24 protein-coding genes are annotated in these 22,341 nt (G+C 74.6%); 15 read left to right on the forward strand and 9 right to left on the reverse strand.

Features of this window, described 5'->3' with window-relative positions:
- Positions 1-26: 26 nt before the first annotated feature.
- The 3 genes from IF45_RS0111690 to IF45_RS0111700 are packed head-to-tail and all read left to right on the forward strand — an operon-like array spanning position 27 to position 2,610.
- Positions 27-572, forward strand: a complete 546-nt coding sequence (locus IF45_RS0111690) for an Rv1363c family protein (RefSeq protein ID WP_003951421.1) — start codon at positions 27-29, stop codon at positions 570-572.
- Positions 573-616: 44 nt separating this feature from the next.
- Positions 617-1,348: a hypothetical protein gene (locus IF45_RS0111695; protein ID WP_015506949.1), complete on the forward strand. Its 732-nt coding sequence runs from the start codon at positions 617-619 to the stop codon at positions 1,346-1,348.
- Between the two features lie 35 nt (positions 1,349-1,383).
- Positions 1,384-2,610 carry a lytic transglycosylase domain-containing protein gene (locus IF45_RS0111700; RefSeq protein ID WP_030307215.1) on the forward strand — a complete coding sequence of 409 codons (1,227 nt, stop codon included), beginning with the start codon at positions 1,384-1,386 and terminating at the stop codon, positions 2,608-2,610.
- Between the two features lie 20 nt (positions 2,611-2,630).
- Here the strand turns inward: IF45_RS0111700 and IF45_RS0111705 are convergent, their stop codons facing one another.
- Complete coding sequence (locus IF45_RS0111705; RefSeq protein ID WP_003951424.1) at positions 2,631-3,464, reverse strand: aldo/keto reductase; 834 nt, start codon at positions 3,462-3,464, stop codon at positions 2,631-2,633.
- A 64-nt stretch (positions 3,465-3,528) separates the two neighbouring features.
- Positions 3,529-4,746 (reverse strand): MFS transporter, encoded by a 1,218-nt coding sequence (locus IF45_RS0111710; RefSeq protein ID WP_018469852.1) that lies wholly within the window; start codon positions 4,744-4,746, stop codon positions 3,529-3,531.
- A gap of 213 nt (positions 4,747-4,959) precedes the next feature.
- Between IF45_RS0111710 and IF45_RS0111715 the strand changes: the two genes are divergently transcribed.
- Genes IF45_RS0111715 through IF45_RS0111725 form a run of 3 tightly spaced genes read left to right on the forward strand, consistent with a single transcriptional unit; the run spans position 4,960 to position 7,846 of the window.
- Positions 4,960-5,493 carry an EF-hand domain-containing protein gene (locus IF45_RS0111715; RefSeq protein ID WP_015506947.1) on the forward strand — a complete coding sequence of 178 codons (534 nt, stop codon included), beginning with the start codon at positions 4,960-4,962 and terminating at the stop codon, positions 5,491-5,493.
- A gap of 35 nt (positions 5,494-5,528) precedes the next feature.
- The gene (locus IF45_RS0111720; protein ID WP_030307220.1) at positions 5,529-6,632 is read left to right on the forward strand and encodes an isocitrate/isopropylmalate family dehydrogenase; all 1,104 of its coding nucleotides are present in this window, start codon (positions 5,529-5,531) and stop codon (positions 6,630-6,632) included.
- Between the two features lie 5 nt (positions 6,633-6,637).
- Positions 6,638-7,846 (forward strand): RNA-guided endonuclease InsQ/TnpB family protein, encoded by a 1,209-nt coding sequence (locus IF45_RS0111725; RefSeq protein WP_030307221.1) that lies wholly within the window; start codon positions 6,638-6,640, stop codon positions 7,844-7,846.
- A 209-nt stretch (positions 7,847-8,055) separates the two neighbouring features.
- Here the strand turns inward: IF45_RS0111725 and IF45_RS0111730 are convergent, their stop codons facing one another.
- The 3 genes from IF45_RS0111730 to IF45_RS0111740 all read right to left on the reverse strand — a co-directional run bounded on the left by IF45_RS0111730 (position 8,056) and on the right by IF45_RS0111740 (position 10,218).
- The gene (locus tag IF45_RS0111730; protein WP_008414502.1) at positions 8,056-8,442 is read right to left on the reverse strand and encodes a DUF8129 domain-containing protein; all 387 of its coding nucleotides are present in this window, start codon (positions 8,440-8,442) and stop codon (positions 8,056-8,058) included.
- Positions 8,443-8,466: 24 nt separating this feature from the next.
- On the reverse strand, positions 8,467-9,597 hold the full coding sequence (locus tag IF45_RS0111735; protein ID WP_030307225.1) for a glutathione-independent formaldehyde dehydrogenase: 1,131 nt from the start codon (positions 9,595-9,597) through the stop codon (positions 8,467-8,469).
- 156 nt (positions 9,598-9,753) lie between these two features.
- A complete protein-coding gene (locus IF45_RS0111740) occupies positions 9,754-10,218 on the reverse strand; it encodes an SRPBCC domain-containing protein (protein WP_008414501.1) in 465 nt (154 codons plus the stop codon).
- Positions 10,219-10,335: 117 nt separating this feature from the next.
- Here IF45_RS0111740 and IF45_RS0111745 point away from each other — a divergent pair, with 117 nt between their 5' ends.
- The 3 genes from IF45_RS0111745 to IF45_RS0111755 all read left to right on the forward strand — a co-directional run bounded on the left by IF45_RS0111745 (position 10,336) and on the right by IF45_RS0111755 (position 13,632).
- On the forward strand, positions 10,336-11,850 hold the full coding sequence (locus IF45_RS0111745; RefSeq protein WP_030307227.1) for a hypothetical protein: 1,515 nt from the start codon (positions 10,336-10,338) through the stop codon (positions 11,848-11,850).
- Positions 11,851-11,954: 104 nt separating this feature from the next.
- Positions 11,955-12,710: an ATP nucleotide 3'-pyrophosphokinase gene (locus IF45_RS0111750; protein WP_008414497.1), complete on the forward strand. Its 756-nt coding sequence runs from the start codon at positions 11,955-11,957 to the stop codon at positions 12,708-12,710.
- Between the two features lie 130 nt (positions 12,711-12,840).
- Positions 12,841-13,632: an SDR family NAD(P)-dependent oxidoreductase gene (locus IF45_RS0111755; protein WP_008414495.1), complete on the forward strand. Its 792-nt coding sequence runs from the start codon at positions 12,841-12,843 to the stop codon at positions 13,630-13,632.
- 30 nt (positions 13,633-13,662) lie between these two features.
- On the opposite strand, the gene IF45_RS0111760 is transcribed toward IF45_RS0111755, so the two are convergent.
- On the reverse strand, positions 13,663-14,550 hold the full coding sequence (locus IF45_RS0111760; protein WP_030307229.1) for a helix-turn-helix domain-containing protein: 888 nt from the start codon (positions 14,548-14,550) through the stop codon (positions 13,663-13,665).
- A gap of 146 nt (positions 14,551-14,696) precedes the next feature.
- On the opposite strand from IF45_RS0111760, the gene IF45_RS0111765 reads away from it, so the two are divergent.
- The 6 genes from IF45_RS0111765 to IF45_RS0111790 are packed head-to-tail and all read left to right on the forward strand — an operon-like array spanning position 14,697 to position 18,950.
- On the forward strand, positions 14,697-15,713 hold the full coding sequence (locus IF45_RS0111765) for a zinc-dependent alcohol dehydrogenase family protein (RefSeq protein WP_008414490.1): 1,017 nt from the start codon (positions 14,697-14,699) through the stop codon (positions 15,711-15,713).
- A gap of 51 nt (positions 15,714-15,764) precedes the next feature.
- A complete protein-coding gene (locus IF45_RS0111770; protein ID WP_003951436.1) occupies positions 15,765-16,430 on the forward strand; it encodes an SDR family NAD(P)-dependent oxidoreductase in 666 nt (221 codons plus the stop codon).
- On the forward strand, positions 16,427-16,939 hold the full coding sequence (locus IF45_RS0111775; protein WP_008414488.1) for a cyclophilin-like fold protein: 513 nt from the start codon (positions 16,427-16,429) through the stop codon (positions 16,937-16,939). Before IF45_RS0111770 ends, IF45_RS0111775 begins: the two co-directional genes overlap by 4 nt.
- Positions 16,936-17,715 carry an SDR family NAD(P)-dependent oxidoreductase gene (locus IF45_RS0111780; RefSeq protein WP_003951438.1) on the forward strand — a complete coding sequence of 260 codons (780 nt, stop codon included), beginning with the start codon at positions 16,936-16,938 and terminating at the stop codon, positions 17,713-17,715. Before IF45_RS0111775 ends, IF45_RS0111780 begins: the two co-directional genes overlap by 4 nt.
- Positions 17,716-17,757: 42 nt before the next feature.
- Complete coding sequence (locus IF45_RS0111785) at positions 17,758-18,180, forward strand: (R)-mandelonitrile lyase (protein WP_003951439.1); 423 nt, start codon at positions 17,758-17,760, stop codon at positions 18,178-18,180.
- Complete coding sequence (locus IF45_RS0111790) at positions 18,177-18,950, forward strand: SDR family oxidoreductase (RefSeq protein WP_030307230.1); 774 nt, start codon at positions 18,177-18,179, stop codon at positions 18,948-18,950. The genes IF45_RS0111785 and IF45_RS0111790 overlap by 4 nt, the downstream gene beginning before the upstream one ends.
- A 15-nt stretch (positions 18,951-18,965) precedes the next feature.
- Here the strand turns inward: IF45_RS0111790 and IF45_RS0111795 are convergent, their stop codons facing one another.
- From IF45_RS0111795 to IF45_RS0111805, 3 genes are all read right to left on the reverse strand, one after another.
- A complete protein-coding gene (locus IF45_RS0111795) occupies positions 18,966-19,847 on the reverse strand; it encodes a polysaccharide deacetylase family protein (RefSeq protein ID WP_003951442.1) in 882 nt (293 codons plus the stop codon).
- A 79-nt stretch (positions 19,848-19,926) separates the two neighbouring features.
- Positions 19,927-20,928 carry an asparaginase gene (locus IF45_RS0111800; RefSeq protein ID WP_030307239.1) on the reverse strand — a complete coding sequence of 334 codons (1,002 nt, stop codon included), beginning with the start codon at positions 20,926-20,928 and terminating at the stop codon, positions 19,927-19,929.
- A 206-nt stretch (positions 20,929-21,134) separates the two neighbouring features.
- A complete protein-coding gene (locus IF45_RS0111805) occupies positions 21,135-22,331 on the reverse strand; it encodes an ROK family transcriptional regulator (protein WP_010641484.1) in 1,197 nt (398 codons plus the stop codon).
- Between the last annotated feature and the right edge of the window lie 10 nt (positions 22,332-22,341).

Here is a 22,341-nt window from a genome sequence, read left to right on the forward strand (position 1 = left end):
CCCCGCACCGCAGAACGGGAGCACCCATGACCAGCAAGCTCCGCGCCGCCCCCCGCACGGCCCGCCCCCTCCTCGTGGCGGCGCTCGTCCTCACCCTGCTCGCGGGCGGCTTCGCGGTGTGCGGCGGCTGGGCCTGGTACGCCGCCGCCCACGACGACACCGCCGCCTACGCCGGGCAGCGCGACGCCGCGCTCGCCGCGGGGGAGCAGGCGGTGCAGAACCTCAACACCCTCGACCACCGCGAGGTCGACCGGGGCCTGGACCTGTGGGAGTCCTCCACCACCGGCGAACTGCACGAGCAACTCGCCGAAGGACGAGAGGAGTTCACCGCCCAGGTGAAGGGCGCCAAGACCGTCACCACCGCCAAGGTGCTCTCCGCCGCCGTCACCGAACTGGACGACCGCGCCGGCCGCGCCAGGGTCCTCGTCGCCCTCCGCGTCACCGTCAAGGCCCCCGGCGCCGAGAAGACCGACAAGGACAGCCGCATGCTCGGCGAACTCACCCGCACCGGTGGCGGGTGGAAGCTCAGCGCCCTGGGCCAGGCACCCGTGGGCGGCACCCCGGCCGGCTGACCCGGCCCGTACCGCGCCCGCCGCCCGCACCGGAGAGGACCCGCATGTCGACCACCCGCCACCTCATCAACAGCCGGCGCCGCCGCCAGGCCCGCGACCCGCAGCCGCCCGCCGCCACGCCGCGCACCGGCGTGGCCCTGCTGCCGCCCGAGCCCGCCGGCACGGCCGGGGAACCGGAGAACGCCCCCGGCCCGGAGCCGGAGGCACCCGAGCCCGAGCCCGCGCCCGCCCCGGCCCGCCGGCGCCGCCCCGGTGCCCTCGCCGTGCTCTGCCTCCTCACCCTCCTGCTCGGCGGCTTCGCCGGCTGGGCCCACGCACGGGCCGCCTCCCTCACCGGCGACCCGGCCCGGCAGAACACCGCCCTCACCGACCTCGCCCGCACCAGCGAGATCAAGGGCCAGACCGGCCGCGCCGTCGCCGCCCTCTTCTCCTACGACCACGCCGACCCGGACGCCTTCGACCGCGCGGCCGGGACCCTGCTCACCGGCAAGGCCGTCGACCAGCACGCCGCCCTCCTCGGCGAGGTCGCCGAACGGGCCGACGAGCAGAAGGCCGTCATCACCACCACCGTCACCGACAGCGCCGTCGAACGCGTCGACGGCGACCGCGCCCGGGTCCTCGTCTACGCCGACCAGAGCAGCGTCAGCACCGCCGGCGGCAAGAAGAAGGACGAGGCCCAGGACGAAGGGGTCTACGCGGGCGCCATGTTCGCCGTCGACGTCGTCCTGCGCGACGGGCGCTGGCTCGTCAGCTCCCTCGACACCTTCGGCCGCTGACCCGCCCCGGACCACGACCGACAGGAGTGAGAGCGATGTCCGCACCCCGCGCACGACGCCTGCCCACGCGCACCCGCAAGGGGCTGCGCGCCAGCGCCGTGGCCGTCGCCGCCATGGCCCTGCTCACCGCCTCCCAGGCCCCCGGCCTCCTCCCCGAGGCGGTCGGCGACACCCCGGCCGACGAGGAACGCGCCGCCTACAGCGCCCCGCCGCCCGCCGTCGACCCGCCCGGCGACGACGCGTACCACACCGAACTCCCGCCGCTGAAGGGCGCGAAGGCCGGCAAGGGCTCCCCGGGCCCCAACCCGCCCGCCACGCTGATCCGCGCCCAGTCCGGCATCCCGGCCACCGTGCTGCGGGCCTACCGGAACGCCGAGCGCAGGGTGGCCGGGAGCGACCCCGGATGCCGGCTGAGCTGGGAACTCCTCGCCGCCATCGGCAAGGTGGAGTCCGGGCACGCCCGGGGCGGCGCGGTCGACGCCGACGGCACCACCCGGGGCCGGATCACCGGCCCGGCCCTCGACGGCAACGGCTTCGCCCTGATCCGGGACACCGACGGCGGCGTCCACGACGGGGACACGGTCTACGACCGGGCGGTCGGGCCGATGCAGTTCCTGCCCTCCACCTGGGCCCGCTGGGGCGCCGACGGCAACGGCGACGGCCGCAGCGACCCCAACAACATCCACGACGCGGCCCTCGCCGCCGGTCACTACCTCTGCGCCGGCACCCGCGACCTCGGCCGCCCGGCCGACCTGGACCGCGCCATCCTCAGCTACAACTACTCCCAGGACTACCTGCGGCTGGTCCGCCACTGGATGGAGTTCTACCGGGGCGGCGTGCACACCGTCCCCGACGGCGAGGGCACCGTCCCCACCAGCCCGGGCCCGGGCGGCAAGACCCCCGCCACCCGCCCCGTCGGCGACGACGGCGACGGGGACGGCGGCATCATCGTCGGCCCCGACCCGGGCGACGACAGGCCTGGCAAGCCCAAGCCCGACCCGACCAAGCCCGGCAAGCCGTCCCCCTCTCCGAAGCCGCCCACCATCCCGGACCCCTCGCCCGGCCCCTCCGAGCCCCCGTCCGAGTCCCCGGACCCCTCACCAGGCCCCTCGGACCCGGGCACCCCGACCGACCCGGGTACGCCCACGCCGCCCGAGGAGTGCGAGAGCCCGAGCCCCACCCCCGACCCGGACGAGAGCACTGGCCCGAGCCCGTCCCCGTCCCCGACCGACCCGGCGTGCGAGGAGCCGGCCGAGGACTGAGCCCCGCGCGGCCCGCGCCCTCACAGCACCTCCAGCGGCACCTTCCGCTCCGGCGGCGGGAAGGCCCGGTCCAGCGCGGCCAGGTCGTCGGCGGAGAGGCGCAGGGAGCGGGCCGCCGCGTTCTCCTCGACGTGGGCGCGCGAACCCGCCTTCGGGATGGCGATCACGTCCTCGTGACGCAGCACCCAGGCCAGCGCGACCTGCGCCGGCGTCGCCCCGTGCGCCTCGGCCACCTCGCCGAGCGCCGCGTGGCCGAGCAGCCGCCCCTGCTCCACCGGCGAGTACGCCATGAGCGGCACCGCCAGTTCTCGGCAGCGGGGGATCAGGTCGTACTCGGGGCCGCGCCGGGTCAGGTTGTAGAGGATCTGGTCGGTGTCGGGGTGGGCGGCGGCCGGCAGGTCGGCGAGGTCGTCGGCGTCCAGGTTGCTCACGCCCCAGGCGCCGATCGTGCCCTGGGCCACCAGCCCCTCCAGCGCCTCCACGGTCTCCTCCAGCGGGACGGGGCCGCGCCAGTGCAGCAGGTAGAGGTCGAGCCGGTCGGTGCCCAGCCGCCGCAGGCTCGCGTGGCAGGCGGCGACGGTGCCGCGGGCATCGGCGTGGGACGGCAGCACCTTGCTGACCAGGAACACGTCGTCCCGCCGCCCCCGCACGGCCTCGCCGACCAGCTCCTCGGCGCGCCCGCTGCCGTACATCTCGGCGGTGTCGATCAGCGTCAGGCCCAGGTCGATCCCGCGCCGCAGCGCGGCGATCTCCTCGGCGCGGCGCTCCGGGTCGTCGCCCATGTGCCAGGTCCCCTGCCCGAGCGCGGGCACCACCGCCCCGGAGGGAAGGGTCACGGTCCTGCTGGTCGTCATCGTGCGTCTCCTTACGTGGCTGTGGCCCGGGCCGGGCCGGTCGTACGGGAAGGCCGGGGCGCGGTCAGGCGCCGGTGCGCGGGCGGCGGGGCACGGCCCGCAGTAGCCAGACCCCGATGGAGCCGGCCAGGACCATCGCGCAGGCGCTGAAGACCAGCCCCGCGTCCCGTAGCCCGAGGGCGAGCGAGAGCGCGCCCACGCCGACCACGGGCAGCGAGATCCCGAGGTAGGCGACGACGAAGAAGGCCGAGGTGGTCTCCCCGCGCCGGTCGGCCGGGGCCCGCGCGCTGACCGCGCTGAGCCCCGCGCGGAACAGCAGCCCCTGGCCCACCCCGGCCACCACCGCGCCCGCCACCAGCAGCGGCAGCGAGGCGGCGAGCAGCGAGCCGCCGATCGCCGCCAGCCCCGCCACCAGCACGAAGCATCCCAGCGGCAGCGCCCGTTCGGCCGGGACGCCGCCCAGGGACGCCTGCCCCACCGTGGAGGAGGCGAACGTCAGGAAGACGACGAGGCCGGAGACGGCCAGGTTGTGCACGCCGAGCGTCTGGGCCATGAAGCTCGGCGCGACCGAGGTGAAGAGCCCGAACATGGCGAACCCGGCGAAGGCCGCCAGCGCCGCCGGGACGAAGACCGACCGCGTCTCGGCGGGCACCGAGGGACGCCGGGGCCGCAGCGCCGGACGGGGCCCGGCGTGCCGCACGGTCTCCGGCAGCACCAGGGTGAGGCAGGTGGCCACCGCCACCAGCCCCAGATGGACCAGGTACGGCAGCCGCAGCGGCCAGGGGGCGTACTCGGCGAGGAGCCCGGCGAGCAGCGGCCCGCAGCCGAGCCCCAGCATGTTGGCGGCGGTCGCCGCGAACGAGGCGCGGCCCCGGCGGTGGCGGGGCGCCAGCTCCATCACCGCCACCGTCGCCGTACCGGTGAAGAGCCCGGCGGAGAACCCGGAGAGCACCCGCCCGGCGAAGAGCAGCGGCAGCCCGCCCTCGAAGAGGAAGCAGAGCGCGCTGGCGGCCGCGCACCCGAGCCCCGCCAGCAGCACCGGCCGCCGCCCCAGCACGTCCGAGACCCCGCCGGCCACCGTCAGCACCGCGATCACCCCGGCGGCGTACACCGCGAAGATCACCGTCACCATCAGCGAGGAGAAACCGATCTCCTCCTGGTACAGCCCGTAGAGCGGCGTCGGCAGCGTCGTCCCCACCATGACGACGGCGAAGACGTACGCGGCCGCCGCGTACGGCCAGGAACGGGGACGGTCCGCCGGGTCCCGCTGATCGTTGGTCACAGCGGCACCTTAGGAACTCGGCTTCCCCGGTGGCGGGACCCCGGGAAGGACGGGCGGGGCGGGCCTGCACATCCGGGGCCGCCGCCGCCCGGGTTGTGGCGAGCTTTCCCCTCATCAGGTGAAGACTCCGGCGCAGCACCCCACCGGTGCGGCGGACCACCGGATAGTGGCGAGGCCGCCCGCCCCGGGCGGCCGCGACGAAAGGTGACGGCCATGCGCATCGAGGCGACCCACCGGGTCCAGCTCGTCTTCTCCCTGCTCGACGCCGACGGCAACGGCGTGCTGGAGGCCAGGGACTTCGACCTCATGGCGGGCCGCGTCGTCGCGGCGGCCCCCGACTCCGACGAGGCGGCGCACGGCGCGATGCGCGACGCCTTCCTTCGGTACTGGACCACCCTCGCCGCCGAGCTCGACGCCGACGGCGACGGCCGGATCACCTTCGAGGAGTACACCGCCTGCGTACTCTCCCCCGAGCGGTTCGACGCCACCGTCGACGCCTTCGCCCGCGCCCTGGCCGCCCTCGGCGACCCGGCGGGCGAGGGCCAGGTGGCCCGCCCGGCCTTCGTCGCCCTGATGACCGCGATCGGCTTCGGCCGCGCCAACATCGACGCCCTCTTCGACGCCTTCGGCCCCACGCCCGAGGACCGGATCGCCGTCGCCACCTGGGTCGAGGGGATCAAGGACTACTACGCGCCGGACAAGGCGGGCATCCCCGGCGACCACCTCGTCGACACCGCGGCCGTCTGACCCGGCCGCCACAGCAGAGGGAAGGGGACACCGCCATGCCACCCGTCGTCGGACTCGCCGTCGGCCACGGCACCGGAGCCGAACTCGCCGAGGTCTTCACCAAGGTCCTCGGCGTGCTCACCCGGGACCACCCCGGGGGCGTCACGCTGGTCCGCTCGCCGCGCCGGTACCACTCGTACCACTCGCTGCGCGGCGAGGGCGCGGGCGAGCAGGTCGCCGCGCTCACCCGCGAGGACACCGACCACTACGAGGAGTTCTGCCGCTCCCTGGCGGCGCGTGGCGCCGGTGCCGTCTTCCGCACGGCGGTCAACGCCCAGTCCCTCTACCTCGTCCGGCAGCGTCTGAAGGCGGTGAAGGTCGACGCCTTCACCGCCGACGACGGCGAGGCGCTGCTGGTCAGGGACGAGGCGCAGGGCTTCTACACCGGCACCAACCGGCACACCCCCGGCACCGTCACCCGCACCATGGAGTTCAGCCAGGAGACCACCGCCGAGGTCGTCTCCTACGCCCTGGAGCGCGCCCGGCGCCGGTGGCCCGACGGGCGGACGGGGCCGGTCGTCATGGCGTACAAGTTCCATCTGCTGGACGGGGTGCTCGGTGCGTGGGCCGAGGAACTGTCGGCCCGGCTCGGGGTCGAGATCCAGCTCTACCAGCCGGACACCGTCAACCGGAACCTCATCACCCACGGCCTCGCCGACCGCACCGTGCTGATCGCGGGCAACGAGTGGGCCGACATCATGCACGTCGTCCTGCTGGATCGTTTCGGCGGTGAGCGGCAGGAGAACCGCTGCACCGAGAACGTCTACCTCCACGCCGACGTGCGCGGCCTGACCGAGTACCAGACCGTGCACGGCTCCGCCGACGACCTGGCCGGGCGCGACCTGGTCAACCCGGTCGCCACGGTCCGCGCCGCCGCGGCCGTCGCCGAGCACCACGCCGGGTGCCCCGGGGCGGTGCAGGAGGTCGAACGGGCCCTCGCCCGGGTCCTGGACCGGGGCGTCGCCACCGCCGACCTCGGCGGCGCCTACGGCACGGCCGCCGTGGTCGACGCCCTCCTCGCGGAGCTGGGCGAACCCGTCGTGCCGGGCGCCCGGGAGCCCGGCGCGGTGGCCGCGGCGCTGCTGGGGGAGGGCGCGTAGGCGTCATGGGCGTGGGTGAAGGTAGTCGCGTCCGGTACACCTACCGTCTTCGTGTGTCGTCGACTGCCCGGGTCGCTTTGGAAGCTGAGTGGGCCAGGTGCAGGTGGGTGTGGAACGAGTGCGTCGCGAAGTCGAAGCAGGTGCAGGAGCGGGGCAGGCGCACCGGCGTGAAGGAGACTTGTGGTCCTGCGGGGCTTGACCGGATGCTGACGGAGGCGCGGCGCGTGATGCCGTGGTTGCGTGAGGGGTCATCGGTTCCGCAGCAGCAGATGATCCGCGACTTCGGCAAGGCGAGGGCGAAAGCCCTCAAGAACATCGCCGACCGGCTGCCGGTGAACCGCCGCGCGGGGATGCCGAAGCTGAAGAAGAAGCGCGACACGTCCCTTTCGTTGAACTACACGACGCGGGGGTTCCAGCTCAGGGAGGGGCGTCTTCACCTGGCCAAGGGCATTGCCCTGACCGTCGTGTGGTCGCGTGAGTTGCCGTCCCGCCCCAGTTCGGTGCGTGTGTACCGGGACAGTCTCGGTCACTGGTACGCCTCGTTCGTGGTGGCCACCTCAGCTGAGGTGCTGCCCGCCACGGGTGCGGTGATCGGGATCGACTGGGGCGTCGCGGAAACCGCCACGACCACCTCCGATGCCCATGACCTGCCGCATGCCGAGTTCGGAAGCCGCGCCGCACAGCGCCTGGCCAGGTACCAGCGCCAGATGGCCCGCAGGAAACCGAAGCACGGTCAGCCCAATTCCAGGGGGTACAAGGAGTCGCAACGGCAGGCGGCGAAGGCGCACAAGAAGGTGGCCAGACAGCGCCAGGACACCGGCCGCAAATGGGCCAAGCGCGTCGTGACCGACCATGACGTGATCGCCGTCGAGGACTTCAAACCCACGTTTCTCACCAAGACCACGATGGCGCGGAAAGCTGCCGACGCCGCCATCGGCGCCACGAAAGCAGCCTTGGTCGCGATGGCGAGGAAACACGGCCGCGACCTGCGCCTGATCAATCCCGCGCATACGACCATGGACTGCGCGCAGTGCGGTACGAGAGCCAAGCACCGCCTGCCGCTCAGTGAACGAACGTACACCTGCACGGCGTGCGGAGCATCGTCCCCCAGGGACAGGAACTCCGCCCGCGTGATGCTGGTCCGGGCTGGTCTCAACCCGGCTGGTGCCGAGGGCGTGAGACCTGTGGGAGCGCTGCTCCCACAGGCAGCCTGAGCCAGGAGTCCCCTTCTTCACGTAAGGGGAGGATTCAACAAGTACGCCTGCTTCTCGCGACCGCGAAGGAAGGTGGACGCCACTTCTCCACGCCGCATGACGCGGCCCGCGCCCCGAGGCCGACGACGCGCTCGCCGCCAACCGCTGGGTCTTCGCGGCGAGGCCGGGACCCCCACTGGTGGAGGCCCCGGCCTGAATCCCCGCCGCCGTCAGCGGTGACGCGTACGGGGGTTGTTCGGCTGGGTGGGATGCGAGCGGTCGTAGGTGCCGTGCGGCAGCGGGTCGGGCGGCAGCGCAGCCGTCTGCGGGGAGACCGAGGAACGGCCCCGTGTTGGCCGGGCCTGCTCGGCGCCGTGCGCCGCCGGGGCGCCGCCCGAGGGCGCCGAACCGTGCTCCAGCTGGTCGAGCCGGTGGTCGATCATCTGCTTGACCTGCGGCCGGTCCGCGTGCTCCTGCTCGTACGCCCGGACCGTCCGCAGGTCGTCCGCCGGGAGCGACCGCATGCGGTGCTCCAGGCCGGCCACCGGCATGTGGTCGTAGTCGGGGAGCGGAAGCTCCTCGCGGGACGGGTGGGGGTCACTCGACTTGTCGTGCATCGGTTGCCTCCTGGGACAGGGCGGTCAGGGCTTGAGGATGACCTTGGTCCAGCCGGAGAGCCGGTCGTCGAAGTTCCGGTACGCCTCGGGGGCGTCGTCCAGCGGCAGTTCGTGCGAGACGATGAACGACGGCTTGGCCTTGTCGTGGTGGATGAGGTCCCGCAACTGGCGGTTGTACGCCTTGACGTTGGCCTGGCCGGTGCCGATCCGCTGCCCCTTGAACCAGAAGTCGCCGAAGTCGAAGGGGAGTTTGCCTTCACGGGTCAGCTCGGTGGGCGCTCCGTCGTCCTGCGGCAGGAAGACGCCGACCACGCCGATGGCGCCGGTCGCCCGCACCGAGGCGACCAGGTCGTTCATGGTCGACTCCGGCTTCTCGTTCCCGTCGGCGTCGTGCGCCTGGTAGCCGACGCACTCGCACCCCTTGTCGGCGCCGCCGCCGGTCCGCTCCAGGATCTGCTCGACGTGGTCGCCCTCGGTGTCGTCGACGGGGATCGCCCCGGCCTTCTCGGCCAGTGCGAGGCGGTCCGGGTGGTGGTCGACGACCAGGACCTGGCCGGCGCCGCGCAGCGCCGCCGAGTACGCCGCCATCAGGCCGACCGGGCCCGCTCCGTAGACGACGACGGACTCGCCCGGGGAGACGCTGGCGAGTTCCGTGGCGTGATAGCCGGTCGGGAAGATGTCCGACAGCATCACGTAGTCGTTCTCCTTCTCCTGCGCGTCCTCGGGCAGGACCAGGCAGTTGAAGTCGCCCCACGGCACCCGCAGGAACTCGGCCTGGCCGCCGGCGTAGGTGCCCATCTCGGCGAAGCCGTAGGCGCCGCCCGGGGTGTCGGAGTCGACGGTGAGGCAGAAACCGGTCCGTTCGGCCTCGCAGTTCTCGCAGAAGCCGCAGGCCACGTTGAAGGGGAGACAGACCCGGTCGCCGGTCTTGACGCGGTCCACGCCCGAGCCGACCTCGACCACCACGCCGAGGTTCTCGTGGCCGAGGACGCGGCCCGTCTCCAGGGTGGTGCGGCCCTCGTACATGTGGAGGTCGGAGCCGCAGATGTTGGTGGACGTGACCCGCACAAGGACGTCCGTGGGGCGTTCGATCCGCGCGTCCGGGACCTCTTCGACCGTGACCTCGCGGGGGCCCTGGTAGACCAGTGCCTTCATTCGGATTCACCGCTTCTTCGTCTCGGGGCTGGGCCCGGGGGCCGCGCGGCTTGGCGGGCGCGGCTCGCGGTGGCTGCCCCGGGCCGGGCTGACGCCACCCCTCCACCGTGACGCAGATCGGGCCCGCCCGCCTGTCGGGGCCGAACGGGTGAGAGGTCAGGCTCCGCCCTCGACCAGGCGGGCCAGATGGGCCAGGGACATGCGGGTGCCCGTCTCGTTGTCGGCGGGTGGGACCGCGTCCGGGACGTTCTCGTGGGTGACGTGGACGTCGGTGGCGGCGCCGGGCGCGTCGGTGAGGACGGTGGTCAGCTTCATCGGCGTGTCCAGACCGGGCGCGTCGGTCTCGAAGGCCAGTACCTCCACCACCCGCTCGCCGGGGACCAGTTCGGCGAAGTGCCCGTGGTAGGTGTCGGTGGCCTCGCCGGACTTGCCCGCGTAGGCCGGGTCGTCGTAGGTGAGCGAGATCCGGAACGTCCCGCCCTCGCGCGGCTCGAAGGAGTGCACCTCGGCGGTCATCCCGTCCGGCGCCCGCCAGCGGGCGACCGCCTCCGGGTCGAGCAGGGCGCGGTAGACGGCGGCGCGCGGGGCGTGGACGCGGTGGGTGACCTGGGTGGTGTACATGGGGGCGAAGGTACCGGGCCGGTGTGACAGGGCGGCCGCTGTCGGTGACGGGGAGTAGCGTTGCGGCACGAGGTCGGGGACACGACGGTGGCGTCCGGCCGGGCACGGGGGGAGCGGATGGACAAGCAGCGTTACGACCAGCGGGTGCGGGTGTTCGTCGAGGTCAGGGGCGGGGAGGCCGACTGGGAGCTGGCCGGGGAGCGGTTCGCGGCGCACGGCTGGCCGGTGCGGGAGGCGGCACCCGCCGGGGAGGGACCGCTCGGGGAGGCCGTCGAGGCCCGCCCGGACAGCCGGGTGTACGAGATCGAGGTGCGGCTGCCCGGGATCGCCAAGGGCGCCGATCTGGGCGCGGCCCGGCGGGTGGCGAAGGCGCTGCGGGCGGCCCGCGTCGAGGGGTATGTGCGGCGGGCGGACGTGCTGCACCGGGACCGTGAGATGCCCTCGTACTGGCGGGCGGTCGACACGCGGTCCCGCCCCCGTCCGGCCGGAGCGGGACCCGGCCGCCTCCTGTACCGCGCGGGGCTCGCCCTCGGCCTCGCCGACGGACGCACCCTGGTGCACGCCGAGGGACGGCAGGCCCTGCGGCTGGCGCGCGCCGGGCTGGGGGCCGAGGCGCTGGTGACGGGGGTGCGGCCGCTGGACGGGCGGTGGCGGGAGCCGCGGGGCCGGCTTCCCGAGGAACTGCTGGAGCGGCGGTTGTGGGGACTCTTCCTGTGGGCCCTCGCCACCGCGGGCGCGCTGCCGTTCCTAGAGGGAAGGACCGGCTGGCCACGCGGATTCTGGCTCGTGGTGCTGGGAGCCGGGATGTTCGGCACCTTGCGCGCCGGGGCTCACCTGCTCCCAGGCAATCCCCTCGGGGGCGGGCTGACGGGTGCGCTCATGCTGGCCGCCTGTGTGCTGACCGTCGGTGGCGGGCCCGGCGGTGAGCCCGCGAGCAGAGCGCAAGTGGCCCTAGTGGCGGTCGTCGTCCTGGTCGTCGTCGGCCTGGGGATGCTGGTCCGGCAGTGGAGCTGGGGAGAGTGGGTGGCGTGGGCGGTGCCTCTGGCCGTCACGCTCGCCGTCTCCACGCTGGCCGCGGCGGGCTCGCTGCTGCACGCGTTCTACGCCGACGGTTTCGGCCTCACGCCCGGTGACCTCGACGTGCCACCGATCTGGAAGGCGCTGGCGGCGGTCAAGCTGCTCACCCTGACGAGCCTGGCACTCGTCCCGCCGGCCCTGTGGGGCCTGGCCCGTCACCGCCATCACTTCTACGCGACACCGGGAGAGAGCTTCAACTTCCTGCTGTGGCCGCTCATGATTCTTCTCCTGGTGGCGGCCGTCGGCCAACTGGTGCTGGAGACGGCCGAAGAGGCCGTGGACCGCACCACCTCCGCCGCCGAACGCGGCACCGACCCGCCCCCGTTCTTCGGCGTGCGCCCTGAGTGGACCTGCGTGGAGCCGGTCATACCCGTCGGCCGGCTCCCGGTCGAGGGCCCGCCCCTCGACCCCGCCCGCCCCTACCTCTCCTTCGGCGTCGCCGGTGGCAACGCCGTGCTCTGGGACGCCGAGGCGGGGGAGGCCGTCAAGGTGCCCGCGTCCAAGGTGCGGCTGGTCCCCGCCGAAGGGGCGGACCAGGTGTGCCGGGGTGTCTGAGCGGCGGCGTATCCCTCCCGGCTCTTGATCGTTCTCCAAGGCGCCCGGCGTCGACCCGTACGCCCGGGCCCCGTTCCGCCTGAGAAAGAGCTGGTACGCGACGCATGACCACCACCACCCGCCCCACCCCGATCCGCACCGCCCTGTGCGGGGCTCTCGCCGCTGTCCTGGCGCTCGGCCCCGCGGCCGTCGCCGCCGCCGAGGAGCCCGGCGGCTGGAAGGGTGAGGGCGGCCTCACCCTGACCGGCGGGCAGAACAACACGGTCGACGCCTACGTGGAGCGGGCCCGGGAGGCGGAGCGCTCGATCAGCGTGCAGGTCCGGGCCGCCGCCGCGATGTCGGAGGCGGAACTCGTCGGCTTCGACCAGCGCCTGAAGTCCCCCGACTCGCTGAAGCGGAAGGTCGCCACCGCCCTGGCCGAGCAGCCCGGCCGGAACGTCGACACGGTCCTCGCCGGCATCACCGACGCCGTGCGCTACACCCTCCAGTGGGACGACGCCGCCTACACCTCCGGCGTCGCCACCGTCGCCGACACGCTCGCCGGCTGGCGCAACGACTCCGTCAAGTGGTCCAACACCTGGGGCCGCGCCTCCGGCTACAAGGGCCTCAACACCGGCTGGCGCGCGCCCCGTTCGGGCCAGCTCTTCGAGGTCCAGTTCCACACCGAGGCCAGCAAGAAGGCCCAGGAGACCACCCACAAGCTCTACGAGGAGCAGCGCCTGCCCTCCACCGGCCCGGAGCGCAAGCAGCAGCTCCAGCGGGAGCAGGACGCGATCTTCGCCGCCGTGCCCGTCCCGGCCGGCGCCGACTCCCTGACCGCCCCGGCACCCGGGCGCGGCCCCGTACCGGCCGGGGTGTAGCCGCCCGTGGGGCCGCGGCGGCGCCGGCCGGGTGGCCGCGGCGCGCGTCGCGGCCCGGGGTCCCGTGGCTCGGGGGCGCGGGTCCGCACGATGGGGGCTCACGGGAGCCGAGGAAGGGAGCGTGCCGCCGATGAGCGGGACCACCAGCAGGGACGACGGCCTCGCCGGGAAGGTCGCGCTGGTCACGGGCGGTGCCGGCGGGATCGGGCGGGCGCTGGCCGTCGCGTACGCGCGGGCCGGGGTCAGCACCGTCCTCGGCTACCTGCCGGGCGACCCGCACGACCCCCGTCAGGCTGTCGCGGAGGCCGAGGCGGCGGGCGGCAGGGCCGTCGCCGTCGCCTGCGACGTCACCGATCCGGCCTCCGTGGACGCCTTCACCGACGCGGCCCACGACCACTTCGGCCGGCTCGACCTGGTGGTGGCCAACGCCGGAGCCCTGGACAGCGCCGCCCTGGCCGAGCTGAGCGACGACCGCTGGCACCGCCTGCTGGAGGTCGACCTGACCGGCGTGCTGCGCACCCTGCGCTCGGCCGCCGCCGCGATGACCGGCGGCGGCGCGATGGTCGCCGTCTCCTCCATCGCGGGCGGCGTCTACGGCTGGCAGCAGCACGCCCACTACGCCGCCGCCAAGGCCGGTGTGCTGGGCCTGGTCCGCTCGCTCGCCGTCGAGCTGGCACCCCGGGGCATCCGCGCCAACTCCGTCATCCCCGGCCTGATCGAGACCCCCCAGTCCCTGGACGAGGAGAACTCGCTCGGCGCGCAGGGGCTGACCGCCGCCGGGGGCGGCATCCCGGCCGGACGGGTCGGCAGGCCCGAGGAGGTGGCCCGCGCCATCCGCTTCCTCACCTCCGACGACGCCTCGTACATCACCGGTCAGCAACTCGTGGTGGACGGCGGCCTGACCGTCCGCTTCCCCGACTGACGAACGCGGCCCGGGGTGCGTCCGCCCAGGTCAGCGGGTCTCCTGCGGGGACGGCGTGTCCGTCTCCCGGTCCGCCGCCCACGAGGCCAGCAGGCGCAGGCCCTCGTCGGAGGGGGAGCCGGGCTCGGCGGTGTAGACGGTGAGGGTCAGGCCGGGCTCGGTGGCCATCTCCAGGCCCTCGTAGGCGAGGGTGAGCGCGCCGACGGCCGCGTGGTGGAAACGCTTGGTGCCGGTCCCGTGGTGGCGGACGTCGTGCGCGCCCCAGCGGGTGCGGAAGGCGTCGCTGCGGGTGGACAGCTCGCCGACGAGGTCGTGCAGCTCCTTGTCGTGCGGATTGCGCCCGGCCTCGGTGCGCAGGATGGCCACCGCCACGTCGGCGGCGAGGTCCCAGTCGGGGTAGAAGCGGCGGGAGGCCGGGTCGAGGAAGTTGAAGCGGGCGAGGTTGGCCTGGTTGTGCGGGTCGGCGTAGACGTCGGCGTAGAAGGCGCGGGCGAGCGGGTTGGCGGCCAGCACGTCCATGCGCCCGTTGCGGACGAAGGCGGGGCCGCCGGTGACCGCGTCCAGGGTCCACTGGAGGCTGCGGTGCGGCGTCCACTGCCGCGTGGCGCGGCGCCGGGGCCGGGCCAGCGCGTCGGAGCCGTCGGCGGCGCGGGCCAGGTTGAGCAGGTGCTCGCGTTCGGCGTCGTCGAGCTGGAGGGCGCGGGCGACCGCTTCGAGGACGGCCGGGGAGACGCCGGCGAGGTGGCCGCGTTCCAGCTTCGCGTAGTACTCGACGCTCACGTCCGCCAGTGCCGCCACCTCGCTGCGGCGCAGGCCGGGCACGCGCCGGCGCGGCCCGGCGGGCAGCCCGGCCCGCTCGGGGCTGATCCTGGATCGCCGCGAGGTCAGGAACTCGCGGACCTCTGCACGGTTGTCCACCACTCGACGGTACGTCCCGCGCGGCCCGTGAGGGAGGTACTGCCGGTACACCCTTCGACGGTGACTGGCAGCCCCGCCGAAGTGGCGGTTGCCTGGAGGAGTGGCACCCGGTGGTGCCGCGCCTCCCACCCCGTAAGGAACCCCTGATGCGCGGAGCAGTGATCCACGCCCCCGGCGACGTACGCCTGGAGACGCTGGACGACCCGAAGATCATCCACCCCACCGACGCGGTCATCCGCACCGCCGTCACCTGCGTCTGCGGCTCGGACCTGTGGCCCTACCGAGGGCTGGAGCCGGTCGGCGACCCCCACCCGATGGGCCACGAGTACGTCGGCTTCGTCGAGGAGGTCGGCAGCGAGGTCACCTCCGTGCGGCCCGGACAGTTCGTCGTCGGCTCGTTCGCCACCTCGGACGGGACCTGCGCCAACTGCCGGAACGGCTTCCCCTCCAGCTGCCTGAACGTGGAGTTCATGAGCACCTGCCAGGCCGAGCTGGTCCGCATCCCGAACGCGCAGGGCACCCTGGTCGCCACCGACGGTCACCCGGACCGGGAACTGTGGCCCAGCCTGCTCGCCGTCTCCGACGTCATGGGCACCGGCTGGTGGGCGGCGGACGCCGCCGAGGTCCGGCCCGGCTCGACCGCCGTGGTCGTCGGTGACGGCGCGGTCGGCCTGTGCGCCGTCATCGCCGCTAAGGAACAGGGCGCGGAGCGGATCATCGTCATGTCCCGGCACGAACCGAGGCAGCGGCTCGCCCGCGAGTTCGGCGCCACCGACCTCGTCACCGAGCGCGGGGACGAGGGCGTCGCCCGCGTCAAGGAGCTGACCGGCGGCATCGGCGCCGACTCCGTCCTGGAGTGCGTCGGCACCGCCGAGGCCATGCGGCAGGCCCTGCACGCGGCCCGGCCCGGCGGCAACGTCGGCTTCGTCGGCGTCCCCCACGAGGTCGGCGTCGACGGCCAGGAACTCTTCTTCAGCCACGTCGGCCTGCGCGGCGGGCCCGCCCCCGTCCGCCGCTACCTGCCCGACCTCGTCCAGCGCGTCCTCGCGGGCCGCATCGACCCCGGCAAGGTCTTCGACCTCACCCTCCCGCTCGACCAGATCGCCGAGGGCTACCGGGCGATGGACGAGCGCCGCGCGATCAAGACGCTCCTGACCCCCTGACCCCCTGACGCACACCGGCCCCACCCGTTACGCCTCCCGAGGAGAACCACCATGACCACCTTCGCCCTCGTCGGCGCCGGCCCCGGACTGGGCCTCGCCGCCGCCCGCCGCTTCGGGGCCGCGGGCCACCGGGTCGCCCTGCTCTCCCGCAGCGCCGACCACCTCGAACCCCTCGTCGCGGAGCTGTCCCGGGACGGAACCGAGGCCCGCGCCTACCCGGCCGACGTCCTCGCCCCGGACAGCCTCACCGCCGCCCTCGGCCGTGCCGCCGAGGAACTGGGCCCGGTGGAGATCCTCCAGTACAGCCCCGTGCCCCGGGCCGACTTCATGAAGCCCGTCCTGGAGACCACCGCCGCCGACCTGGACGACCCCCTCGCCTTCTCCGTCAAGGCGCCGGTGACCTGCGTACAGGCGGTCCTGCCCGGCATGCGGGCACTGGGCCGCGGCACGCTGCTCTTCGTCAACGGCGGCAGCGCCGTGCGCCCCGCCCCGCGCGTGGCCGGCACCTCGATCGCCTTCGCCGCCGAGAGCGCCTACGCACGGATGCTGCACGACGCGCTCGCCGGCGAGAACATCCACGCCGCCCAGCTGATCATCCCCGGCGCGATCCGCCCGGACGCCGAGCACTCCAGCCCGGACGCCCTGGCCGAGCGGCTGTACGCCCTCCACACCGGGCGCGACGAGTTCCGGCACTACGCCGAACCCCTGCCCGGATGAGGCCGCGAAGGAGCCTCGCCCGCGCCCTGGCGGCAACGGCGCTGCTGCCGGCCGGGACCGCGTGCGCCGATGGCTCCCCGCACCCCGCGCCCCCCGCGCAGGCGGCTTCCGCCACGCCCACCGACAGGAGCACCGCCAGGGAACTCCGGGTCACCCTCGACGGCCGTCCGGTCGGCGCCACCCTGCACGACACCCCGCCCGCCCGCGACTTCGCGAAGCTGCTCCCGCTCACCCTGGAGCTGGAGGACTTCCACGACACGGAACGCGTGGCCGCCCTGCCACGCCGCCTGGACACCTCCGGCGCCCCCGAACCCGTCCGGGCCGGCCCAGGAGACATCGCCTACTACGCCCCCTGGGGCAACCTGGCCCTCTTCCACCGCGACGGCCCCGCCCCCTCCGCCGACCTCCTCGTCCTCGGCCGCCTCGAGGCCGGCCCCGGGCAGCTCGGCCGCGCCACCCGCATCACGATCGAGGCGGCGCCCTCCCCGGCACCCAGGAGCCCCTCATGAGCAGCCGCAGGAACCCCGTCTACGACTTCGGCGGGCAGGTCGCCTTCGTCACCGGCGCCGGCTCCGGCATGGGCCTGGCCACCGCCCGGGCCTTCGCGGAGTCCGGCGCCGCCGTGGCCCTCGCCGACCTCGACGAGCGGGCCGTCACCGCCGCCGCGCGGGAACTGGCCGACGCCGGGCACCAGGCCCTCGCGTTGCGCTGCGACGTCACCGACGAGGCCCAGGTCGCCGCCGCCGTCGACCGGACCGTGGAGGCATTCGGGCGGCTCGACCTGGCGTACAACAACGCCGGGGTCATGCCGCCGCCGACCGACGCCGCCGAGGAGAGCGCCGGGCAGTTCGACCGCGTCCAGGACATCAACCTGCGCGGCGTCTGGGCCGCCATGAAGCACGAGCTGCGCCACATGCGGACCAAGGGCGGCGGCGCGATCGTCAACTGCTCCAGCCTCGGCGGCCTCGTCGGCAACCCAGGCCGCGCCGCCTACCACGCCTCCAAGCACGGCGTCATCGGCCTGACCAGGAGCGCGGCCCTCGAATACGGCCCGCGCGGCATCCGCGTCAACGCCGTCTGCCCCGGCACCATCCGCACCCCCATGGTCGACGCCATGATCGAGCGCGGCGAACTCGACCGTACCCAGGCGGAGAGCGGCCAGGCCGTCCCCCGCCTCGGGGAGGCCGAGGAGATCGCCCAGGCCGTGCTGTGGCTGTCCAGCCCCGGCGCCGGTTACGTCACCGGGGTCGCCCTGCCGGTCGACGGCGGCTACACGGCCCGGTAGCGGCGCGAACCTCCCCTCCGCCCCCCCCCAGGAAGGATCACCATGGAGCACATCATCTCGACCCCGACGGTGAAGGCACCGGCCGAGCGGTTCACCGGCGACGTGTACCTCGACACCGTCGAGTCGCCCACCGCCCCCGCCCGCCTCGGCGCCGCCCTGGTCCGCTTCACCCCCGGCGCCCGCACCCACTGGCACCGTCACGTCCACGGCCAGACCCTCCGCATCACCGACGGCGAGGGCCTGGTCGTCACCCGCGACGGCAGTGCCGTACGCGTCACCGCCGGGCAGACCGTGAAGTGCCCGCCCGGCGAGGAACACTGGCACGGCGGCACCGCCACCACGCTCATGGCCCACCTCGCCATGGTGGTCGGCGACGCCGACGGCGACGGCACCACCTGGCTCGAACCCGTCAGCGACGAGGAGTTCGCGCAGGCTCTCCGCGACACGGAGGGGAGCGCCACGTGACGGCCCGCACCACCTACGACTTCCGGGGTGGGACCGCCTTCGTCACCGGCGCCGCCTCCGGCATCGGCCGGGCCACCGCGCTCGCCTTCGTGAGGGCCGGTGCCCGGGTCGCCCTCGTCGACCTGTCCGCCGACGGCCTGCGCCAAACGGCCCGCCTCGTCGAGGCGGCCGGCGGCGAGGCCCTGCCCCTCACCTGCGACGTCACCGACGAGGACGAGGTCCGGGCGGCGGTCGACAGGACCGTCGGCCGGTTCGGGAGGCTGGACGCCGCCTTCAACAACGCCGGAGTCGAACAGCCCGTACAGACCGCCGCCGAGACCGCCAAGGAGGACTGGGACCGCATCCTCGGCGTGAGCCTCACCGGGGCCTTCCTGTGCACCAGGGCCCAGATCCGGCAGATGCGCGCACAGGGCGGCGGCGGAGCCGTCGTCAACGTCTCCTCGGGCGCCGGGGTCAAGGGGTTCCGGGGCCAGGCCGCCTACGCGGCGGCCAAGCACGGCATCATCGGCTTCACCCGCTCCGCCGCCCTCGACCATGCCGCCGAGGGCATCCGGGTCAACGCCGTCTGCCCCGGCATCGTCGACACCGAGATGATCCGCCGCTTCGGCGAGACCCGCCCCGGCGGGCGGGACGGGCTCGTCGCCGACGAGCCCGTCGGCCGCCTGGGCAGGCCCGAGGAGATCGCCTCGGCGGTGCTCTGGCTCTGCTCCGACGACGCCGCCTTCACCACCGGCACGGCCCTCGTCGTCGACGGCGGCCAGACCGTGTGAGCCGCGCGGCAGGCTTCACCCCTCGCGCGGACTCCGGCGCCGGAAGTCCGCCGCCATCTCCTCGAAGGGGACCCACTTCACGCCCTCGTGGCTGTTCACGTGGTCGATGAAGCGTTCCAGCATCAGCAGGGTCTGGGGGCGGCCGGAGACGTCGGGGTGGATGGTGATCGAGAAGACGGCGTACTCCATCTCGCGGTGGACCCAGTCGAACTGGTCGCGCCACTGGGTCTCGATGTCGCGGGGGTTGAGGTAGCCGTGGCTGTTGGGGGACGACTTGATCCACATCATCGGGGGGAGGTCGTCCAGGTACCAGTTGGCGGGGATCTCGACCAGGTCGGTCTCCTCGCCGCGCCGGAGCGGCTTCATCCAGGCCGAGGCGGGCTGGTCGTAGTCGATGCGGGTCCACGAGTCGCCCGAGCGGACGTAGTACGGCTCGAAGTCGCGGTGCATCAGGGAGTGGTCGTAGGTGAGCCCGCGCTCCAGGAGCAGGTCGGCGGTGGCCTCGCTCAGTTCCCACCAGGGGGCGACGTAGCCGGTGGGGGCCTTGCCCGCGCGGCGGGTCAGCAGCTCGACCGCGTAGTCGAGGATGTCGGCCTCCTGCGTGCGGGTCATGGAGATCGGGTTCTCGTGGCTGTAGCCGTGCACGCCGATCTCGTGGCCCGCCGCCACGCAGGCGTCGAACTGCTCGGGGAAGGTTTCCACGGAGTGGCCCGGCCAGTAGAACGACTGGCGGATCCCGGCGCGCCGGAACAGCTCCAGGAGCCGCGGTACGCCCACCTCGCCGGCGAACATGCCGCGCGACACGTCGCCGGGCGAGTCCTCGCCGCCGTAACTGCCGAGCCAGCCGCCGACCGCGTCGACGTCCACGCCGAAACCGATGAAGATCTCCTTGGGCACGGTCCTCACACTCCTCGCCCCGAGCGGGTGGATCGGTGCGGTGCCGGGCCGGGGCCCGGACGTTGCGTGGGCGGCCGGCTCAGTTCTCCAGCCAGCCGGAGACGGCGCGGGCCGCCCCGCGTCTGCTGGCGGCCAGCGCCACCGAGAGCAGCAGCCGGGCCTGCCACGGGCTGAGTTCGCCCGCGAAGACGGCGCCCGCCTTCACCAGGTCGACCCCGCCCCCGCCGCCGTACAGCGGGACGGCCGGGCCGCACGGCACGCGCGAGCAGACCACCACCGGGACGCCCGCGCCGGTCAGCCGGGCCACCTCGCGGGCGACCCGGGGCGCGGTGTTGCCGGTGCCGGGCGCGGCCAGCACCAGGCCCGCCGCGCCCGCCTCGGCGGCGGCCCGCAGCAGGGTCTCGTCGGCGCCCGGGTAGAGGGCGACCACGTCGACGCGGGGCAGGCCCGTGTCCGGGTCGACGCCCGGCAGGGGGCGCGGCGGTCCGGGCGGGGCCAGCGCCGTCACCCTGCCGTCGTGGACGCGCAGCACGGGGCCCCGGCCGGGGGCGCCGAAGGCGCGGTGCGAGAGCGTGTCGATCTTGGTGACGCCCCGGGCGGCGAAGACCATGCCGTCGAAGCAGAGCAGCGGCCCCCGGTCGCGCGCCAGCGGGTCGGCGGCGACCGCGAAGGCGTCCCGCAGGTTCTCCGGGCCGTCGGGGGAGCGCGAGTCGTACGGCTCCTGCGCGCCGGTCAGCACCACCGGGCGCGGGTCGTCCAGCAGCAGCGAGGCGAGGAAGACCGTCTCCTCCATGGTGTCCGTGCCGTGCGTGACGACCAGGCCGTCCGGACGGGCGCCGTCCGTGCCCGGCACGGGGGCCGCCAGCGCGGCCCGCATCTCCTCGACCACCAGACGCATCTTCTCCAGGTCCCAGGAGAACGAGCCGCCCAGCTCCAGATCGCGCACCGGGACGGTCGTCTCCCCGCCGGACAGGCCCGCCTGGCGCAGCAGGTCCCGGCCGGTGGCGGTGGGGACGCGGCCGTCGGGACCGCCGGTGGAGGCGATGGTGCCGCCTGTGGCGAGCAGGGCGACGGTGGGCATGAGGGGTCCTTCCGCCGGTCGGACGTGCCGGGGCGGGGCGTGCCTCGTCGTACGCCCTCTTCCCAGCATCGCGGCACTCGGGGTGGGGCGCGAGCGGGGGCGGCCCGCGGCCGGGGCGGGGTCTGGTCCGCCGGGCCGGAACGGGCGTACCCGTCACCGACGGCCTCACGCGCCGGCCGGGCCGAGGCCGCCCGGCTGCGAAGGGCTCACCCCCGCCCCGTGGTCACCGCCCTGTCCACCTGGGCCGGGGAGAGGGCGTGTTCGGTGGCGAGGATGGCGGCGCCGAGGGCGGCGGCGTTCTGCTGGGTGCGGCTGGGTTCGATGCGCAGGACGCGGGTGGCGAGGGGGTGGGAGCGGCGGTAGACGACCTCGCGGAGGCCGGCGAGGAGGGGGTCGTGGGCGGCGGCCAGGGCCCCGCCGACGGTCACGGTGTCGGGGTTGAAGAAGTTGACCAGGCCGGCCAGGACCTCGCCGACGGCGCGGCCGGCCTCGCGGACCAGGCGGACCGCCTCGCGGTCGCCGGACTGGGCCAGCCGGACCACGTCGCTGCCGGTGGCGGCGGTGCGGCCGAGGCGGGAGAGTTCGGCGGCCAGCGCGGAACCGCCCGCGACCGCCTCCAGGCAGCCGGTGTTGCCGCAGCGGCACGGCTCGTCCCGCTCGGTGACGCGGATGTGGCCGATGTCCCCGGCCGAGCCCTGCGCGCCCCGGTGGAGGCGGCCGTCGGCGATGATGCCGCAGCCGATGCCGGTGCCGACCTTGATGTGCAGTAGGAAGCGGCAGTCGGGGAAGGCCTGCCGCTGCTCGGCCAGGGCCATCACGTTCACGTCGTTGTCGACGAGGGCGCGGACGCCGAGGCGGGCGGCGAAGAAGTCGGGGATCGGGTAGTGGTGCCAGCCCGGCATGATCGGCGGGTCGACCGGGCGCCCCGTGGAGAACTCCACCGGCCCCGGCACGCCGACGCCGATCGAGCGCAGGGTGCCCGGCGGGCGTCCCGCCTCCTCGGTGAGGGCGCGCAGGGTCCGCTCGACGTGGCGCAGGACCGGGTCGGGGCCGTCCGCGATGGAGAGCGGGTCCTCCTGGACGGCGAGCACGGCGCCGCCGATGTCCCGCAGCACCACCCGGCAGTGCGAGGCGCCCAGGTCGACCCCGGCGACGGTGTGCCCGCCGGTCCGCAGGGCGAGCCGCCGGGGCGGCCGGCCGCCGGTCGAGCCGCCTTCGGCCGCCTCGTCGACGAAGCCGTGCGCGATCAGCGCGTCGACCCGCGAGGAGACGGTGGAGCGGGCCAGTCCGGTGAGCCGGGCGATGTCGGCGCGGGTCCGCGCGGCGCCGGAGCTGATCAGTGCGAGCACCTCGCCCGGCGAATGGAAGGAGGTCGCCGAGGGCTGCTCGGGCGCGGAAGGCATAGCCGTCACC

This window comes from Streptomyces albidoflavus, from assembly GCF_000719955.1.
Classification (GTDB): Bacteria; Actinomycetota; Actinomycetes; order Streptomycetales; family Streptomycetaceae; genus Streptomyces; species Streptomyces albidoflavus.

Bases quoted from the DNA above. Each gene is read 5' to 3' on its own strand.
- IF45_RS0111770 (WP_003951436.1), top strand. From the start codon at position 15,765: ATGACCACCTTCGCCCTCGTCGGCGCCGGCCCCGGACTGGGCCTCGCC.
- IF45_RS0111695 (WP_015506949.1), top strand. From the start codon at position 617: ATGTCGACCACCCGCCACCTCATCAACAGCCGGCGCCGCCGCCAGGCC.
- IF45_RS0111775 (WP_008414488.1), top strand. From the start codon at position 16,427: ATGAGGCCGCGAAGGAGCCTCGCCCGCGCCCTGGCGGCAACGGCGCTG.
- IF45_RS0111690 (WP_003951421.1), top strand. From the start codon at position 27: ATGACCAGCAAGCTCCGCGCCGCCCCCCGCACGGCCCGCCCCCTCCTC.
- IF45_RS0111765 (WP_008414490.1), top strand. From the start codon at position 14,697: ATGCGCGGAGCAGTGATCCACGCCCCCGGCGACGTACGCCTGGAGACG.
- IF45_RS0111745 (WP_030307227.1), top strand. From the start codon at position 10,336: ATGGACAAGCAGCGTTACGACCAGCGGGTGCGGGTGTTCGTCGAGGTC.
- IF45_RS0111700 (WP_030307215.1), top strand. From the start codon at position 1,384: ATGTCCGCACCCCGCGCACGACGCCTGCCCACGCGCACCCGCAAGGGG.
- IF45_RS0111780 (WP_003951438.1), top strand. From the start codon at position 16,936: ATGAGCAGCCGCAGGAACCCCGTCTACGACTTCGGCGGGCAGGTCGCC.
- IF45_RS0111730 (WP_008414502.1), bottom strand. From the start codon at position 8,442: ATGCACGACAAGTCGAGTGACCCCCACCCGTCCCGCGAGGAGCTTCCG.
- IF45_RS0111750 (WP_008414497.1), top strand. From the start codon at position 11,955: ATGACCACCACCACCCGCCCCACCCCGATCCGCACCGCCCTGTGCGGG.
- IF45_RS0111715 (WP_015506947.1), top strand. From the start codon at position 4,960: ATGCGCATCGAGGCGACCCACCGGGTCCAGCTCGTCTTCTCCCTGCTC.
- IF45_RS0111800 (WP_030307239.1), bottom strand. From the start codon at position 20,928: ATGCCCACCGTCGCCCTGCTCGCCACAGGCGGCACCATCGCCTCCACC.
- IF45_RS0111705 (WP_003951424.1), bottom strand. From the start codon at position 3,464: ATGACGACCAGCAGGACCGTGACCCTTCCCTCCGGGGCGGTGGTGCCC.
- IF45_RS0111735 (WP_030307225.1), bottom strand. From the start codon at position 9,597: ATGAAGGCACTGGTCTACCAGGGCCCCCGCGAGGTCACGGTCGAAGAG.
- IF45_RS0111755 (WP_008414495.1), top strand. From the start codon at position 12,841: ATGAGCGGGACCACCAGCAGGGACGACGGCCTCGCCGGGAAGGTCGCG.
- IF45_RS0111805 (WP_010641484.1), bottom strand. From the start codon at position 22,331: ATGCCTTCCGCGCCCGAGCAGCCCTCGGCGACCTCCTTCCATTCGCCG.
- IF45_RS0111720 (WP_030307220.1), top strand. From the start codon at position 5,529: ATGCCACCCGTCGTCGGACTCGCCGTCGGCCACGGCACCGGAGCCGAA.
- IF45_RS0111740 (WP_008414501.1), bottom strand. From the start codon at position 10,218: ATGTACACCACCCAGGTCACCCACCGCGTCCACGCCCCGCGCGCCGCC.
- IF45_RS0111725 (WP_030307221.1), top strand. From the start codon at position 6,638: ATGGGCGTGGGTGAAGGTAGTCGCGTCCGGTACACCTACCGTCTTCGT.
- IF45_RS0111785 (WP_003951439.1), top strand. From the start codon at position 17,758: ATGGAGCACATCATCTCGACCCCGACGGTGAAGGCACCGGCCGAGCGG.